Genomic DNA, 17070 nt, shown 5'->3' on the forward strand with positions numbered 1-17070 from the left:
AATGTTATTCTGGCGCTTATCCGTCGAATGCCTGCAACGCGCCGCAAATTGATGGATTATGGCTGACCGTATCGGGGTGATCGTCTTTATGCCATTTAACGACCCAAACCGGGTTTGGATGCGCCGCGATGGCACGGGACGGGCTATTCGACACCGCCCCATGCAGCAGCGCATATCGGTCGATGGCTTCAAAAAGACCCGCCTGTGCATCTGCCCCTCCCAACCAGACCCAATTTGCTTGCGTTTTCGGTCACTCTGATTGATCTGAAGGCACGCGATACATGCTTTGAAGAAAGGTCCATCCATGTCTTTGTTGACTTACGCCACGCTGTTTCTGGCGGTTCTGGCGGAAACCATCGGCACGACCGCGCTTCAGGCCAGCCAGCAATTCACCAAGCCCCTGCCCTCGGTGATCGTGGTGGTGGCCTATGCCGCAGCGTTTTATCTGCTGGCGCTGACCCTTCGAAGCGTACCGGTCGGGGTGGCCTATGCGCTTTGGTCCGGTCTGGGAATTGTGTTGATCGCGCTGATCGGCTTTGTCGTTTTTGGTCAAACGCTCGACTGGGCCGCCGTTGTAGGAATGTCGCTCATCGTCGGGGGCATCGCCGTGATACAGCTGTTTTCAGCGGCTGCGACGCATTAGGGGTGGTGTTTTTCCCCCAGCGGGCGTAGGGCGCGGGCGAACAGAATAAGGTTTCCAAATGGATCTGCGAAATATCGCCATCATCGCCCATGTCGACCACGGCAAGACCACACTTGTGGACGAGCTCTTGAAACAGTCGGGCGCTTTCCGTGAAAATCAGGCAGTTGCCGAACGGGCGATGGATTCGAACGACCTGGAGCGAGAGCGCGGCATCACCATCTTTGCCAAGCCCACCTCGGTTGAATGGAAAGGTCTGCGGATCAATATCGTCGACACGCCCGGCCACGCCGATTTCGGTGGCGAGGTAGAGCGGATCCTGTCGATGGTGGATGGCGTTGTGCTGCTGGTCGACGCCGCCGAAGGCCCGATGCCGCAAACAAAATTCGTGACCTCGAAGGCGCTGGCGCTTGGCTTGCGCCCGATTGTCGTTCTCAACAAGGTCGACAAGCCGGATGCAGAGCCCGACCGCGCGCTGGATGAATGTTTTGACCTTTTTGCCAGCCTCGACGCCAATGATGACCAGCTTGATTTTCCGCATATGTATGCGTCGGGCCGCAACGGCTGGGCCGATCACGAATTGGACGGACCGCGCAAGGATCTGACCGCGCTGTTCGATCTGATCGTCAATCACGTCCCTGCCCCCAAGCAGGTCAAGCGCCAGGATGAAGATTTCCGCATGCTGGCAACGACGCTGGGGGCCGATCCGTTCGTCGGGCGCATCCTGACGGGCCGCGTGGAATCAGGCAAGCTGAAGGTCGGCTCCACCGTGCAGGCGCTTAGCCGCATCGGCCAGAAGATCGAACAGTTCCGCGTCACCAAGATCCAGGCGTTCCGTGGCCTTGCTCAACAGGACATCGACGAAGCACAGGCCGGTGATATCGTCAGCCTCGCCGGCATGACCAAGGCGACAGTTGCCGATACGATCTGCGCGCTGGCCGTGGACGAAGCCCTTGATGCCCAACCCATCGATCCGCCCACCATCACCGTGACATTCGGCATCAATGACAGTCCTCTGGCCGGGCGCGACGGCAAGAAGGTACAATCCCGCGTCATTCGTGAACGGCTGATGAAAGAGGCGGAATCCAACGTCGCGATCAAGATCAGCGACACGCCCGGCGGCGAAGCCTTCGAGGTCGCAGGGCGCGGCGAATTGCAGATGGGCGTTCTGATCGAGAACATGCGCCGCGAAGGGTTCGAGCTGTCAATCTCGCGTCCGCAGGTGCTGATGCGCGACGGCGATAATGGTGTACAACTGGAACCCATCGAAGAAGTCACCATTGATGTCGATGACGAATATTCCGGCGTGGTGATCGAAAAGATCACCGGAACGCGCAAAGGCGAATTGGCCGAAATGAAGCCCGCCGGTGCAGGCAAGACCCGCATCATCGCCCATGTTCCGTCGCGCGGCCTGATCGGCTATCACGGCGAATTCCTGACCGACACCCGCGGGACAGGCGTTCTGAACCGGGTGTTCCACACATGGGCCCCGCATAAGGGCACCATTCCGGGCCGTCGTGCGGGTGTTCTGATTTCGATGGAATCAGGCGTCGCGGTTGCTTACGCGCTGTGGAAGCTGGAAGACCGCGGCAAGTTCTTCATCGGTGCGCAAGAGCAGGTCTATACCGGCATGATCATTGGCGAGCACAGCCGTGAAAACGATCTTGAGGTGAACCCCCTCAAGGGCAAGCAGTTGACCAACGTGCGCGCCAGTGGCACCGACGAAGCCGTGCGCCTGACCACGCCGGTTCGGATGTCTCTGGAAGAGGCGATCGCCTATATCGACAATGATGAACTGGTCGAGGTCACGCCCAACGCCATCCGTCTGCGCAAACGCTACCTTGATCCGCATGAACGCAAGCGGATGTCGAAAACAAGCTGATCTGTGGACGCAATCGGTGTCCAGCGCGGGCACCGATTGCTATCTGCGCGTGACAAAGAAACGGCGGCCCATGGCCGCCGTTTCTTGTTCAAACTACTTGATTTCAGGACATAAGCGCGCCTGACCACCCTCTAATCGGTTGTCTCGACAATCAGCAGCTCGCGTTCCGAGGCATCGCGCGCATGGCTCAGCGCCTCTTGATACTCGGGCGAATGATAGCACGCTTCGGCATCTTCCAGGCTGGCAAATTGCGCGACGACATTGCGCGGCCGTTCCTTGCCCTCAAGCTGAACGAAACGTCCGCCCCGCGCGATGAAGCGACCGCCATGTTTGGCAATCGCGGGACCGGCAAGCTCGGCATAGCGGCCATAGGCCTCGGCATCCGAAACGGTCACATGGGCAATCCAAAGTGCTGGCATGATTTATCCTCCTATTACGGCTTCCGCCGCCTTGAACGCGGCCTGTGCATTTGCGGCATTCGCGCCGCCGCCCTGCGCCATGTCGGGCCGACCGCCGCCGCCCTTGCCGCCCAGTTCGGCCACGGCAGCGCGGACCAGATCAACGGCGGACACACGGCCCATCAGATCCTCTGTCACGCCAGCAGCCACAGCGGCCTTGCCGCCGGTATCCGCGATCAGCAACACCACGCCGGACCCAAGCCGCGCCTTATGCTCGTCAATCAGCGGCGGCAGATCCTTGCCGGACACGCCAGACAGCACCTGCGCCACCATCTGCACACCATTGACGTCGCGCGCGCCACTGTCACCGGACTGGTCCGATCCTCCGGCCATTGCCAGTTCGCGACGCAGCTGCGCCACCTCGTTGCTCAGCGCCTTGCGCTCGTCCAGCAAGGCGCGGACACGGGCGGGAACGTCGGTGGATTGCGTTTTCAACTCCGACGCCACATCGGCAAGCCGGTGATCCTGCTCCGACAAATAGCGGAAGGCATCGGCCCCGGTCAGCGCCTCGATCCGCCGCACGCCCGCGCTGGAGGCGCTGTCGCCAAGCGTCACGAACACACCGATATCGCCAGTCTGGCGGACATGGGTGCCGCCGCACAGCTCTATCGAGTAGGTCGCGCCATTGCCGCCCTTGCCCGATTGCGGATCATGCCCCATCGACACGACACGAACCTCGTCGCCATATTTTTCGCCAAACAGCGCCTGAGCGCCCAATCCACGCGCGTCGTCCGGCGTCATTATCCGGGTTTCAACCGGCGTGTTCTGACGGATGAAATCGTTCACTTCGGCATCGACCTGAGCCAGTTGTTCGGGCGTCAGCGGTTTTGTGTGCGAGAAATCGAAACGAAGCCGGTCATCGGCATTCAGCGACCCGCGTTGCGCGACATGATCGCCAAGCGCCCGGCGCAGCGCCTCGTGCAGCAGATGCGTTGCCGAATGGTTGGCGCGGATCGAGGTACGCCGCGCATGATCGACCTCCAGCACCGCGCCTTCCCCATTTGCCAATTCGCCTTCGGTGACTTCCGCGAAATGAAGGAACACACCGGCCACCTTGCGGGTGTCGGTGATCCTGGCCAGCCCCTTGTCGCCACGGAGCGTGCCGCTATCGCCAACCTGGCCGCCGGATTCGGCGTAAAACGGTGTCTGGTTCAGCACGATCTGCACGGTGTCGCCCGCTTTGGCCGACGCGACCGCGGCCCCGTCGGACACCAACGCCACGATCTGCCCCTCGGCGGTTTCGGTATCGTAACCCAGGAAATCCGTGGCACCATGCTTGTCGGCGATGTCAAACCAGATCGCTGCATCGGCCGCCTCGCCGGAACCGGACCATGCGGCGCGGGCCTTGGCCTTCTGTTCGGCCATCGCGGTATCAAAGCCCGCCGTATCGACGCTGCGTTCCTTTTCGCGCAACGCATCCTGTGTCAGGTCGAGCGGAAAGCCGAACGTGTCATACAGCTTGAACGCCGTCTCACCCGGCAATGCGGCATCGGCGGGCAGCTTGCCCAGCTCGTCATCCAGCAGTTTCAGACCGCGATCCAGCGTTTGCTTGAACCGCGTCTCTTCCTGCTTCAGCGTTTCCTCGATCAGCGACTGCGCCTGCCCCAGTTCGGGATAGGCCGCGCCCATTTCATGCACCAAAGACGGCACCAGACGGTGCATGATCGGATCCTGCGCACCCAGCAAATGCGCGTGCCGCATCGCCCGCCGCATGATCCGGCGCAACACATAGCCGCGCCCGTCATTGGACGGCATCACACCGTCCGCAATCAGAAACGAGGTCGAGCGCAGATGGTCTGCAATCACCCGGTGATGCACGTTGCCCGACCCGTCCGGCGCACCATCGGTGACATTGGCGCTGGCCTCGATCAGGTGGCGCATCAGGTCAGTGTCGTAATTGTCGTGCTTGCCCTGCAAGAGCGCGCCGATGCGTTCCAACCCCATCCCGGTATCAATTGACTGCATGTCGAGCGCGCGCATCGAGCCGTCCTCGAACTGCTCGTTCTGCATGAAAACGATGTTCCAGATCTCGATGAAACGATCGCCATCCTCTTCGGCACTGCCCGGAGGGCCGCCCCAGATATGATCGCCGTGATCGTAGAAAATCTCTGTGCAGGGACCGCAAGGACCGGTCGGACCCATCTGCCAGAAATTGTCAGAGGTGGCGATGCGGATGATGCGATCCTCTGGGATGCCTATCTTCTTCCAGATCTCGAATGCCTCATCATCGGTATGGTACACCGTGACCAGAAGGCGAGAGGCATCTATGCCGAATTCGCGCGTGATCAGCTCATAGGCAAACCGGATCGCTTCGGTTTTGAAGTAGTCGCCAAAGCTGAAATTACCCAGCATTTCAAAGAAGGTATGGTGCCGCGCCGTGTAACCGACATTGTCGAGGTCATTGTGCTTTCCGCCTGCCCGCACACATTTCTGCGAGGTCGTGGCGCGGGTATAATCGCGATGCTCCACCCCGGTGAACAGGTTCTTGAACTGAACCATGCCGGAATTGGTAAACATCAGCGTCGGATCGTTGCGCGGCACCAGCGGGCTGGAGGGCACGATACGATGGCCCTGTTTCTCGAAATAATTCAGAAAAGTAGAGCGTATGTCGTTGAGCGAAGGCATATTCTGGTCTCGTGCAAGGATTTTACGCAGGTGTACCGCCCTGCCCTGCGACTGTCCATCATGCAATGAAAAAGGCCGACATCGCGTGGCGACGTCGGCCTTTGAAATCTGTCTGTCCGGCTGTGCCTAGCTTTCCATCACCTCGTCGGATGAGGTTCCTCCAGCGGCGGCGATATCGAAATCAAGCCCGTGGCTGGCGCGGATCTTGTCCTCGATCTCCAGCGCCATCTGTTTGTTCTCACGCAAGAAGTTCTTGGCGTTTTCGCGACCCTGACCGATGCGCTCATCGCCATAGCTGAACCAGCTGCCGGATTTATCGACCACCCCCGCTTTGACGCCCAGATCAAGCATTTCGCCCATCTTGCTGATACCTTCGCCGAACATGATGTCGAATTCCACCTGTTTGAAAGGCGGCGCGACCTTGTTCTTGACGACCTTGACGCGGGTGGCGTTGCCCACAACCTCATCCCGGTCCTTGATGGACCCGATACGGCGAATATCGAGCCGCACGGAGCTGTAGAATTTCAGCGCGTTGCCGCCGGAAGTCGTTTCCGGGCTGCCGAACATCACGCCGATCTTCATCCGGATCTGGTTGATGAAGACCACCATGCAGTTCGACCGGTTGATCGAGCTGGTCAGCTTGCGCATCGCCTGGCTCATCAAGCGGGCCTGCACGCCGACGCTGCTGTCACCCATGTCGCCCTCAAGTTCGGATTTCGGCGTCAGGGCCGCGACCGAATCGACAATCACCATGTTCACCGCGCCCGACCGCACCAGCGTATCGACGATTTCCAGCGCCTGTTCGCCGGTGTCGGGCTGGCTGATCAGCAATTCGTCCAGATCGACACCCAGCTTGCGGGCATAAAGCGGATCAAGCGCATGTTCGGCATCGACAAAGGCGCAGACGCCGCCTTTTTTCTGCTCTTCGGCCACGCAATGCAGGGTCAGCGTGGTTTTACCGGAACTTTCAGGCCCGTAGATCTCGATGATCCGCCCCTTGGGCAGCCCGCCAATTCCCAGCGCGATGTCCAGTCCAAGCGACCCGGTCGAGGTTGCTTCAATGTCCTTGATCACATTGTCGCCGCCAAGTTTCATGATCGACCCTTTGCCGAACTGCCGTTCGATCTGGGCCAAAGCGCTGTCCAGCGCCTTTTGTTTGTCCGCGTTGCGCTTGCTGTCCATCGTCAAAAGATCTGCCGTTGCCATGAGTTTCGTGTCCTTATTCCACACCCTTTGCCGGGCGGCAATTGCTGCTTCATGTTCGCCTCTTGTTCTCACCTGTATGAGATCAAAACAGGAACAATTCAAGTCAAATCCTACTCTCGTCAGTTTTCGCGGAATTGGTTAAGGAAGGATTGAGGGGTTGGGGCGATACCTGCCAAACGATCGAGGAGGTTTTCCGAATGCTGGTGTTCTGGAAAGAAAGACTGGTGTTTCTGGCGGTGCCGAAAACGGGTTCGTCGGCTTACGAGGCGGCCTTGAAGTCCCGCGCTTCCATGTCTGTCATGGACCCGCCGGAGCTGAAACATGCGCCGATCTACCGCTATAATCGGTTTTTCCGCCCGATGTTCGAAAAAGCCGGTGCCGATAACATGGAAACCTTGGCCGTGGTCCGTGACCCGCTGGATTGGCTTGGCAGTTGGTTTCGGTATCGCAAACGCCCCTTCCTGAACGGAAAGCCGGCCTCTACCGCCGGGGTGGATTTCGAAGATTTCGTCCTGGCCTACATGAAGGGTGACAAGCCGCCCTACGCCAATGTCGGCAGCCAGGCGAAATTCCTTGAGCCGCGTCCAAACGGGGTGCGGATCAACCATCTTTTTCGCTACGAAAACCAACCCGCATTGCAGCAGTTCATCGAATCCCGTTTGAACGTCACCCTTGACCTGCCAAAGACCAATGTTTCGCCAGAGATGGACCTTACTGTTTCGACAGAAACGGAAAAGATGTTTCGCAAGAAATGCGCCAATGAATATGAGGTCTGGGAAAGCGGATCGTAAGCTGGAGCAGCCGAGCCGCACGTTCCATTGCCAGCATCGATAGCGACCTGCACCCGCTACGGTTGCGGCGTTACAAACGCGTAGTGTCGTTGCAAGTTTACGCCAAACGGTCCGGTGCCGGATATGACAATTGCTTGTGGACCGTTTCCGTCAGATCGCTCAGCGAGAAGGGTTTCGGCAGAAAAATCGATTTCGGGATTCGCGCATCGCTATTGCGGAAGACATCCTCGGCATAGCCGGAGACAAAGACGACACGCACGTCGGGCCGCGTCTTTAACGCTTCACGCACCCAGGTAGGCCCATCCATGCCGGGCATCACCACATCCGTCACGAAAACGTCGACCTCGACGCTGGTATCTTCCAACAGCTTCAGCGCATCCTCGGCAGAGGCCGCCTCCAACACCGTGTATCCCCGAAGCCGCAGCGCGCGGGATGCGAACGCACGCACCGGTGCCTCGTCCTCGACCAGAAGCACCACACCTTCGCCATGCCGGATTACCGGTTTCTCAATCGCCGGTCTGGGCAATGCTTCAAGAGGCAGTTCCAACTCGCTGGCGGGCAGGAGAAGCGTGAAACACGTCCCGGACCCGATCACGCTGTCGACAAAGATGAAACCACCGGTCTGCTTGACGATCCCGTAGACCGTGGACAGGCCCAGCCCCGTGCCCTCGCCCGTGCGTTTGGTCGTGTAGAACGGCTCGAACACCTTTTGCAGCTTGTCCGGCGGAATGCCGATACCGTCGTCGGACACTTTCACCGACACATATTCACCCGCCGCCACCTCTGCGCGGTCACGGCGCATGGGTTCACTCAGCACCTTCATGCCGGTTTCGATCACGATACAACCGCCCGTGGGCATGGCGTCGCGTGCATTCACGACAAGATTCATCATCACCTGTTCCAGCTGACGCTTGTCCGCCCGCACGGGTTTCAGCACCGGATCATGCCGCAAATCCAATCCGACTTTCTCACCGACAAGGCGGTTCAGAAGATGGGTAAGGTCAGACAATGTGTCGCGCAGATCAAGAACTTCCGGTCGCAAGGTCTGCTTGCGGGAAAACGCCAGCAACTGACCCACCAGCGCCGCGGCTCGGTTGGCGTTCTGATTGATCTGCACCAGGTCGCTGAAATCCGGATCCCCCTGATCGTGCCGCAGCAACAACAGGTCGCAATGCCCTGAAATCGCGGTCAAAAGGTTATTGAAGTCATGCGCCACCCCACCCGCCAACTGACCAATTGCCTGCATTTTCTGGCTTTGCACGAATTGCGCTTCAAGCGTCTTCAATTCGGTCGCGTCATTGATGACTGCAATCAACGCGGTCTGCCCGTTCTCGGAAATCCGGTTCAATGTGACCTGAACGAAAACTTCCTTGTCCGCCCGCGTCAACCGGAGAAACTCTGAATGGCTGGTGCCACGTCCCGAAGCCATTTCCTGTATCCAGTCGGTCAGCGGTCGCCCCAGGCCTTCCATATAGTCCGACAGTTGTTTTCCATTGGTGCAGGTGTCGCCAAAAAGCGCCCGCGCCTCTTTGTTGGACCGCAGCACCGCGCCGTTTGGTGAAAGTTTGAGAAGGCCCACCGGCAGCGCATCAAACGCAGCCGCGGCATCATCGGTCGCGGTTTGCCTGGGTGCGGGCAGCAAGAACAGTTCTGACTTGCCGACACCCGCCGGAACGCAAGTCGCCAAACGCGGCACAACGCCATCTTCGGTCTGAATACGATGCACGGTTCCCGACACAAGCGGCGGATCAAGAATCAGGCGATCAAGCGATGTAATCCTATGGCCAGCCATCTCACGCGCGGCTGCGTTCAGGGAAATGACAACGTTATTGCGCCCAAGTGTCAGCATCGGCACATGTTTCATTGCGGCACAGGACGACGGCTTTTCGGTCGCGGTGCCTTCCTCGACACGCCACAGCAAGCCGGAGCGGCCAAGCGCGTGCACCGAAATGCGCACGCTACCCTGCCGGGTCACGACCTCTTCGCGTGCGGTCCCACCCGCGTTGATGCGCGTTTGCAGCCGGTAAAGCACATTGCCGGGATTGGCGAGGATATCCCGCAACTCACCGGCCAGCGTCGTGCCTTCGCTTTTTCCATAACGTGCCTCGGCCGCTTGGTTGCGAAAGATGATTTCCCCCTCGGGATCCGTGAAAAATGCAAAGGCGCTGTCATGGGCGATAACCTCGGCCAAGGCATCATATGCACGGTCGCGGCGACGTTTGTGAAGATATGTCAAAGATCTGGACAGCGCCGCCAGACAAGCCGCCGTCAGCCCGCCAACCGATAACGCCAACTGTAATTGGTACGAACTGACCAGAAAGGACAGGGCCAATAGCAAACCGGCGGCCATCAACAACCAGCCAAGCCGTTGCGAGACGCGGTCAGAAGCGCGCGTCATCGGTCCGGGATTCAATGCCGTATAGGCCAAGGCGACCCCCTGTGTTTCTCATCCCGGCCATTACGACGAGAGATTCGTTAACCGCTCGTTAAAGCTGAAAATATCGTCTCAAGGTTGTGCGTCCCGGTCAAGCATCCGCCGACATCAGCGCCAGGAAAAAGCCGTCACCGCCATCGACAGGCAGAAACTGTCGCCGGTCTGCAACGCGCCAGTCCGGGCGATCCGCCAGAAACCGGTCAATCACAATGTCATTTTCATCGGACAGGATCGAACATGTGACATAGGCCAAATGCCCATCCGTGGTCAGATATGCCGACGCCTCACGAAGAATATCCAGCTGAATATCCTGCAATTCCTGCAACCGGGCCTCGGTCAACGCCCACTTGCCCTCAGGCGAACGACGCCACGCACCGGAGCCTGAACAGGGCGCATCGCAGAGGATCAGATCGTAGAGCCCGTCGGGCTTGTCAATCCGCGCGATCTGCGCCCCCGCCCGCGCTGCGCGTTTCGGCAGATCAGACATGCGGCGCGGATCTGCGTCATGGGCTTCGACCGGGCCGCACAGGTGTGCCGCCATCGCGAGCGCTTTGCCACCGCCGCCAGCGCAATAATCCAGCACGCGCATTCCCGCGCGCAACGGCAATTGATCGACGACGGCCTGGCTGGCGGCGTCCTGAAGCTCTACCAGACCCTCGGCATAGGCCTGAGACAGATGCACCCGGCGCGCGCCCTCTGTGACGTCCAGCGCAGAGGGAGACAAACCATGCGGTTGCGTGGCGATCCCCTCGGCCAAAAGAGACTCTAGTGCCACCTCAACTGTTCCGCGCAACCTGTTGACGCGCAAGAAAACAGGGGCCCGTTCCCGAAGAGCCAGCGCGGTCGGCTCCACCTCGGGCAGTGACGCCTTGAGCCGTGGAAGCAGCCAGTCCGGCATGTCCAGGGCTTCGGCGCTGTCTGGCGCGCGCCCCGCGGACAGTTCAGCACCAGTCAGCGGCTCTGGCCCGTAGCCTTCGCCCGTAAATACGTCAGCCGGGTCCGCACCTTCATCGCGCAGCAAACCAAGGATCAGCGCGCGACCGGCTTCGCCTCCGCCGAGCGCCGCGCAGCTTCGTTTGCGCCGGATCACGGTGTAGACGTGGTCGCGGACCGCCGCGCGGTCTTTGGACCCGGCGAAACGTGCGCCGCGTGCCCAGTTGGTCAGTGCTTGCTCGGCAGCGACCCCCGTGGTGACACGGTCCAGAACCTCGATGGCAGCTTGGTAGCGGGCAGCAGGCGTCACGTCAGAACCTCATGCGTCATTTCAAAATCGCTTCCTGATAGATCGTCTTCAATGCCGAAATTGATCGAAGCCAGAGACCTCTGCGCGAGCCATACTGTCAGAAGACGTGAAGGGCTGCGTCATAAAGCCAATATGCCGTGATGACCGCCACTGTTCTACGAACATACCCTTTACAGAGCGCGACACGCCGCGGAACCGGAGCCAGTGAGCCGCGCGGATCATCGCCAGCCGCAGATTGACGCTGCCAGACGCAGACGTCGCGCCCCGATTAGCCAATCCGGTAGTTCGGCGACTCCCGGGTGATCTGCACGTCATGCACATGGCTTTCGTGAAGCCCTGCCCCGGTGATCTTTACGAACTGACAGTTCCGGCGCATTTCATCGACCGTGGCGCAACCTGTATAGCCCATCGCCGCGCGCAAGCCCCCGACCAGTTGATGGATCACCGCCGTCGCCGTGCCCTTGTAGGGAACCTGACCCTCGATGCCTTCCGGCACCAGCTTGTCGCTGGCGGCGTCTTTCTGAAAATACCGGTCGGCAGAACCGCTTGCCATCGCGCCCAATGACCCCATGCCGCGATAGCTTTTGAAGGTGCGGCCCTGATAAAGGATGACTTCGCCGGGGCTTTCATCCGTACCCGCAATCATGCTGCCGACCATCGCGCAGGACGCGCCTGCGGCAATCGCCTTGGCAAAATCACCCGAAAACTTGATCCCGCCATCGGCGATCACCGGAATATCCCCCGCCCCTCGGGCGCAATCCATGATCGCGGTCAGCTGCGGTACGCCGACGCCTGCAACCATGCGCGTGGTACAGATGGATCCCGGCCCGATGCCCACCTTGACCGCATCCGCCCCCGCGCCGATCAGCGCGCGTGTCGCCTCTGCCGTGGCGACATTGCCGGCGACGACCTGAACCTCGTTGGACAGCGCCTTGGCACGCTCGACGGCGATCGCCACGCCCTCGGAATGGCCATGCGCCGTGTCGATCACGATCATGTCGGCACCGGCATCGACCAGCGCCTGACTGCGTTCAAACCCGGCATCGCCCACGGTCGAGGCCGCAGCAACGCGCAGCCGCCCCAGATCGTCCTTGCAGGCGGTCGGGTTCAGCACGGCCTTCTCTGTATCTTTCAGCGTCAGAAGGCCCGTCAGCTTGCCGCTTTTGTCGGTGACCAGCAGCTTTTCGATCCGCCGGCCCTTCATCAGGTTCTTGGCCTCGTCCCGATCCGCGGGTTCCTGAAGGATCGCCAGATTGTCCGAGGTCATCATCACCCGCACGGGCGTGTCATCATGTTCGGCAAAGCGCATGTCGCGGTTGGTGACGATGCCGACCACCCGGCCCTTTTCGTCCACCACGGGAAAGCCGGTGAAGTTATAGCGTTCGATCAGCGCCTTGGCATCCGCCAGCGTCTGATCCGGCGTCAACGTTACCGGGCTGTAGACGATGCCGGATTCGAACCGCTTGACCCGGCGCACTTCACGGGCCTGCTGTTCGATATCAAGATTGCGGTGGATCACCCCCATCCCGCCGGCCTGTGCCATCGTTATCGCCATCCGACTTTCAGTGACCGTGTCCATGGCAGAGCTGAGCAGCGGAATGTTCAGCGCAATCGCCTTGGTCACCTGTGTGCGGGTGTCGGCGGTGCTGGGCAGCACGCTGGAAGCTGCGGGAACAAGCAGAACATCGTCGAAGGTAAGCGCCTCGCGAATCTCCATGGCAGTAACCTTTCGGTGGGAGCGTCGTTTGACGCGTCCCTATCTCACGAGGTGGCCGAAAAGGAAAGGGTGAAACGTGCAACCACGCCCCATCCGGCACCTGCCAATTGCCGTTGCTCTGGCCGGGACCGACACGGCCGCCATGATGACGCACCTAGATGACACCGGCATCTGGGCCCCGGCAAGAACCCCAAGGGCACCGCATTGCAACGCAATCGACATCGGCCTGGCCAGCCCTGGCGCAGCCTCTTGTGCCGTGCAAACCGAAGATTGCGCGACGCTCGACGAGACCAGATCCATGCGGCGCAAGCCTGCGTGGACGCAGCGCAGATCCTTTTCCACAAACGCGCGGGCCGTGCATTTGCGCGGCCGGTATGCGGATGTGTCAGGCAGACAGATTGACGCGAATGCCGGTGTCGCCTGATGTTCCGGCGTTTCCGGCCTTTCACCTTTCGCCGCAATGGCTATGGTCGCCGCACACCCAGTTGCGGCAGAACAGCAGACAGGCAGGCGCAGATGAGCACCGATCCCCTCGTGATTTTCACCCCCTCCGGCAAACGCGGACGGTTTGCCGTTGGCACACCCGTCCTGACTGCGGCGCGCAAGCTGGGCGTTGATCTCGATTCCGTCTGCGGCGGTCGCGGCATCTGCTCGAAATGTCAGGTCACGCCGTCTTATGGCGAATTCTCCAAGCATGGCGTGACGGTGGCCCCCGATGCGCTGTCGCCGTGGAACGCGGTCGAGGAACGCTATGACAGCAAGCGCGGGCTGAAATCCGGCCGCCGCCTGGGCTGTCAGGCGACCATCCAGCGCGACGTGGTGATCGACGTGCCTGCCGAAAGCCAGGTCCACCGGCAGGTGGTGCGCAAGGCAGCCTCGGCCCGCGTGATCGAGATGGACCCCGCCACGCGGCTTTACTATGTCGAGGTGGAGGAGCCCGACATGCACGAACCCACAGGCGACTTCGAGCGTCTGGAACGCGCCTTGAAGGCGCAGTGGGACATTCCGGAAATCAAGACGGATCTGGCCACGCTTGCCCGCCTGCAACCGGTTCTGCGCAAGGGCAACTGGAAGATCACCGTTGCCCTGCACAAATCGCATCTGCCGGGCGCGCATCACCTGATCGATGTCTGGCCGGGCCTGCATGAGGACGGGCTTTACGGGCTGGCGATTGATCTTGGATCCACCACCATCGCCGCGCATCTGACCGATCTTGCGACGGGCGAGGTCAAGGCATCGTCGGGCATCATGAACCCGCAGATCCGGTTCGGCGAGGATCTGATGAGCCGGGTCAGCTATGTGATGATGAACCCCGGCGGCGATGTCGAGATGACGCAAGCCGTGCGCGAGGCGCTTGATACATTGATCCGCGAACTGGCGGCAGAGACCGGCGTGGCCGAACGCCTGATCGTCGAGGCGGTCTTTGTCTGCAATCCGGTCATGCATCACCTTCTGCTTGGCATCGACCCGCTCGAACTGGGTCAGGCGCCTTTTGCGCTGGCAACCTCCGACAGCCTGTCCTTCCCCGCCCGCGATCTGGATCTGACGGCGCTCAACACCAGCGCGCAGGTCTATATCCTGCCCTGTATCGCGGGCCATGTCGGTGCGGATGCCGCCGCCGTGGCGCTGTCCGAAGAGCCGGGCAAACGCGAGGATCTGTCGCTGATCGTGGATGTCGGCACCAATGCCGAGATCTTTCTGGGCAACTCGACCCGTGTGCTGGCCTGTTCCTCCCCCACCGGTCCCGCCTTTGAGGGTGCACAGATCAGTTCCGGCCAGCGCGCCGCCCCCGGCGCGATCGAGGCGATCCGGATTGACCCGCAAACCCGCGAGCCGCGGTTTCGCGTCATCGGATGCGAGCTTTGGTCCGATGAGGACGGCTTTGCTGCCGCGACGGCAGCGACCGGCATCACCGGTATCTGCGGATCCGGCATCATCGAGGCTGTGGCAGAAATGCGCATGGCGGGTCTGCTGGACCCTTCCGGGTTGATCGGGTCGGCGGCGCAGACCGGCACAGCGCGCAACATCCCCGAAGGCCGGACGCATTCCTATGTCATCCATGACGCCAGCGCCGAGGGCGGCCCGCTGATCACCGTGACCCAAGGGGACATCCGCGCCATTCAACTTGCGAAATCGGCGCTTTATGCAGGCTCTCGCCTGCTGATGGACGAGATGGGCGTGGATCAGGTTGACCGTGTGGTGCTGACGGGTGCCTTCGGCGCGCATATCTCGCCCCTGCATGCGATGGTGCTGGGGATGATCCCGGACGTGCCGCTTGACCAGGTGACCAGCGCCGGAAATGCCGCCGGCACCGGCGCGCGGATCGCGTTGTGCAATGTCGCGGCGCGCGCCGAGATCGAGACCACAGTGCGCAACGTCGTCAAGGTGGAAACCGCGATCGAGCCGAAATTCCAGGAACATTTCGTCAATGCCAACGCCATCCCCCATGCGACCGATCCGTTCCCGAACCTGTCCGCAATCGCGCCCCTGCCCGCCGTTAATTTCAATTCCGGCGGCGAGGATAAAGGCGGACGACGCAGACGCCGGCGCAGCAACTGATCGGAACGTCGCGGATTTCAGCGCCAAGGGATAACGGGCGCTGTGGCGAAGCTGCTGCGTGAACGTTGTTGTACAAGTCCGGCGACGGGGCTTCACTTCGCGACGTCATGCCGTGTCTGGCGAACGTGCATCTGCTATGGATCCACCCACATCCGAGATCGCCTGCACCGGCTTCACGTCAAAGAGCCAGGCGGCATTCACACCTTCAGCGGAATTCGCCCAGAAATGCCCTAAAGGTTCCACTTTTGTTCTTGCTCCGCAGAACTTTTCAGGCCACCTTCCGCAGGCACCGAAGGTTAACCTTGGACAAGCGATATTGGCTTGGGCTAATCACATTTAGCGAAGGAGGGATCATGCCGCACACATACTACGATTTCTTTGCAGGTGGCGGCATGGCCGGGTTCGGCCTCGGGTCGGATTGGCGATGTCTGTTTGCAAACGACATAGACCCGAAGAAGGCAGCAAGCTATCGCGCTAACCACGATGGCGGGAAAGAATTGCTGCTTAAGGATGTCTCTCAGGTCACGGTGGATGAACTGCCCGGATCGCCAGACCTTGTGTGGGCGTCCTTCCCTTGCCAGGATCTTTCACTCGCGGGCAATGGCGCGGGCCTTGCGGGCAAGCGTAGCGGTATGTTCAAACCGTTCTGGAAACTGATGCGCTCGCTTCACGCCGGCGGTCGCGGCCCCAAGATCATCGCGCTCGAAAATGTCTATGGGGCGATCACCAGCAACGGTGGTCGCGATTTCGCAACGCTTTGTGCTGCTTTCTCAGGCCTCGGGTATAGATTCGGGGCGGTCGTTGTCGATGCGGTTCACTTCCTGCCCCAGTCGCGCCCACGGTTTTTCATGGTGGGCATTCGCGGCGACCTGACGATCCCGGAGGGGCAGACAGCAGATGGGCCTTGTGCGCTGTGGCATCCGGCCGCGTTGGTCGAGGGGTGCAACCTGCTTTCACGAACAGCCGCGTCGCGTTGGCGCTGGTGGAGTCTTCCGACGCCCCCGGCACGGAATACGAACCTGGCTTCGCTGATCGAAGATAAGCCAACAGGTGTGAAATGGCACACCAAAGCAGAAACGAAGTATCTGCTCGACATGATGACCGATCACAACCGCAAGAAGGTTGACGCAGCCAAACAGTGTAAAGGGCGCGTGGTTGGAACGATATACAGGCGCACGCGCGCCGATGCCAACGGTGTGAAGCGGCAGCGCGCGGAGGTGCGCTTTGACCAGATTGCTGGATGCCTACGCACGCCCGCCGGAGGATCGAGCCGTCAGACAATCATGCTGGTAGAGGGAAAAAAGGTGCGCTCGCGCCTGCTCTCGACACGCGAAGCGGCTTCTCTTATGGGCCTGCCTGACACTTACGTCCTGCCAGAGCGCTACAACGACGCCTACAAGCTCGCAGGGGACGGTGTTGCCGCTCCGGTGGTTCGGCATCTGGCCGAGGCAATCTTTGAACCGATCCTGAAGCGGAATCGACTCGCCTTGGTTGCCTGAAATCCGGTAAGTGTCG

General features: G+C 60.6%; 12 protein-coding genes. 6 read left to right on the plus strand and 6 right to left on the minus strand.

Annotated elements, in window-relative coordinates; genetic code table 11:
- Positions 1 to 304 precede the first annotated feature (304 nt).
- Together DMZ65_RS01315 and typA are read left to right on the plus strand one after the other, a co-directional pair.
- Positions 305 to 643 carry a DMT family transporter gene (locus DMZ65_RS01315; RefSeq protein WP_116597103.1) on the plus strand — a complete coding sequence of 113 codons (339 nt, stop codon included), beginning with the start codon at positions 305 to 307 and terminating at the stop codon, positions 641 to 643.
- Positions 644 to 701: 58 nt separating this feature from the next.
- Positions 702 to 2522, plus strand: coding sequence for a translational GTPase TypA (typA, locus tag DMZ65_RS01320; protein ID WP_116597104.1), 1821 nt, complete (start codon positions 702 to 704; stop codon positions 2520 to 2522).
- Positions 2523 to 2653: 131 nt separating this feature from the next.
- Here typA and DMZ65_RS01325 read toward each other — a convergent pair whose 3' ends face one another.
- From DMZ65_RS01325 to recA, 3 genes are all read right to left on the minus strand, one after another.
- A complete protein-coding gene (locus tag DMZ65_RS01325; RefSeq protein ID WP_116597105.1) occupies positions 2654 to 2941 on the minus strand; it encodes a DUF1330 domain-containing protein in 288 nt (95 codons plus the stop codon).
- Positions 2942 to 2944: 3 nt separating this feature from the next.
- Positions 2945 to 5605 carry an alanine--tRNA ligase gene (gene alaS / locus DMZ65_RS01330; RefSeq protein ID WP_116597106.1) on the minus strand — a complete coding sequence of 887 codons (2661 nt, stop codon included), beginning with the start codon at positions 5603 to 5605 and terminating at the stop codon, positions 2945 to 2947.
- Between the two features lie 126 nt (positions 5606 to 5731).
- Positions 5732 to 6811 (minus strand): recombinase RecA, encoded by a 1080-nt coding sequence (gene recA, locus DMZ65_RS01335; protein ID WP_116597553.1) that lies wholly within the window; start codon positions 6809 to 6811, stop codon positions 5732 to 5734.
- 197 nt (positions 6812 to 7008) lie between these two features.
- On the opposite strand from recA, the gene DMZ65_RS01340 reads away from it, so the two are divergent.
- Positions 7009 to 7602, plus strand: a complete 594-nt coding sequence (locus tag DMZ65_RS01340) for a sulfotransferase family 2 domain-containing protein (RefSeq protein WP_116597107.1) — start codon at positions 7009 to 7011, stop codon at positions 7600 to 7602.
- A gap of 97 nt (positions 7603 to 7699) precedes the next feature.
- On the opposite strand, the gene DMZ65_RS01345 is transcribed toward DMZ65_RS01340, so the two are convergent.
- From DMZ65_RS01345 to guaB, 3 genes are all read right to left on the minus strand, one after another.
- Complete coding sequence (locus DMZ65_RS01345; RefSeq protein ID WP_116597108.1) at positions 7700 to 10000, minus strand: ATP-binding protein; 2301 nt, start codon at positions 9998 to 10000, stop codon at positions 7700 to 7702.
- A 127-nt stretch (positions 10001 to 10127) separates the two neighbouring features.
- A complete protein-coding gene (locus DMZ65_RS01350) occupies positions 10128 to 11279 on the minus strand; it encodes an RsmB/NOP family class I SAM-dependent RNA methyltransferase (RefSeq protein WP_116597109.1) in 1152 nt (383 codons plus the stop codon).
- A gap of 268 nt (positions 11280 to 11547) precedes the next feature.
- Positions 11548 to 12996 carry an IMP dehydrogenase gene (gene guaB, locus DMZ65_RS01355; RefSeq protein WP_116597110.1) on the minus strand — a complete coding sequence of 483 codons (1449 nt, stop codon included), beginning with the start codon at positions 12994 to 12996 and terminating at the stop codon, positions 11548 to 11550.
- Between the two features lie 142 nt (positions 12997 to 13138).
- Between guaB and DMZ65_RS01360 the strand changes: the two genes are divergently transcribed.
- The 3 genes from DMZ65_RS01360 to DMZ65_RS01370 all read left to right on the plus strand — a co-directional run bounded on the left by DMZ65_RS01360 (position 13139) and on the right by DMZ65_RS01370 (position 17054).
- On the plus strand, positions 13139 to 13420 hold the full coding sequence (locus DMZ65_RS01360; protein WP_116597111.1) for a hypothetical protein: 282 nt from the start codon (positions 13139 to 13141) through the stop codon (positions 13418 to 13420).
- Positions 13421 to 13512: 92 nt separating this feature from the next.
- Positions 13513 to 15555: an ASKHA domain-containing protein gene (locus DMZ65_RS01365; RefSeq protein WP_116597554.1), complete on the plus strand. Its 2043-nt coding sequence runs from the start codon at positions 13513 to 13515 to the stop codon at positions 15553 to 15555.
- 353 nt (positions 15556 to 15908) lie between these two features.
- Complete coding sequence (locus tag DMZ65_RS01370) at positions 15909 to 17054, plus strand: DNA cytosine methyltransferase (protein ID WP_116597112.1); 1146 nt, start codon at positions 15909 to 15911, stop codon at positions 17052 to 17054.
- Positions 17055 to 17070 lie beyond the last annotated feature (16 nt).

The sequence above is a fragment of the Primorskyibacter marinus genome, from assembly GCF_003313245.1.
Classification (GTDB): domain Bacteria; phylum Pseudomonadota; class Alphaproteobacteria; order Rhodobacterales; family Rhodobacteraceae; genus Primorskyibacter; species Primorskyibacter marinus.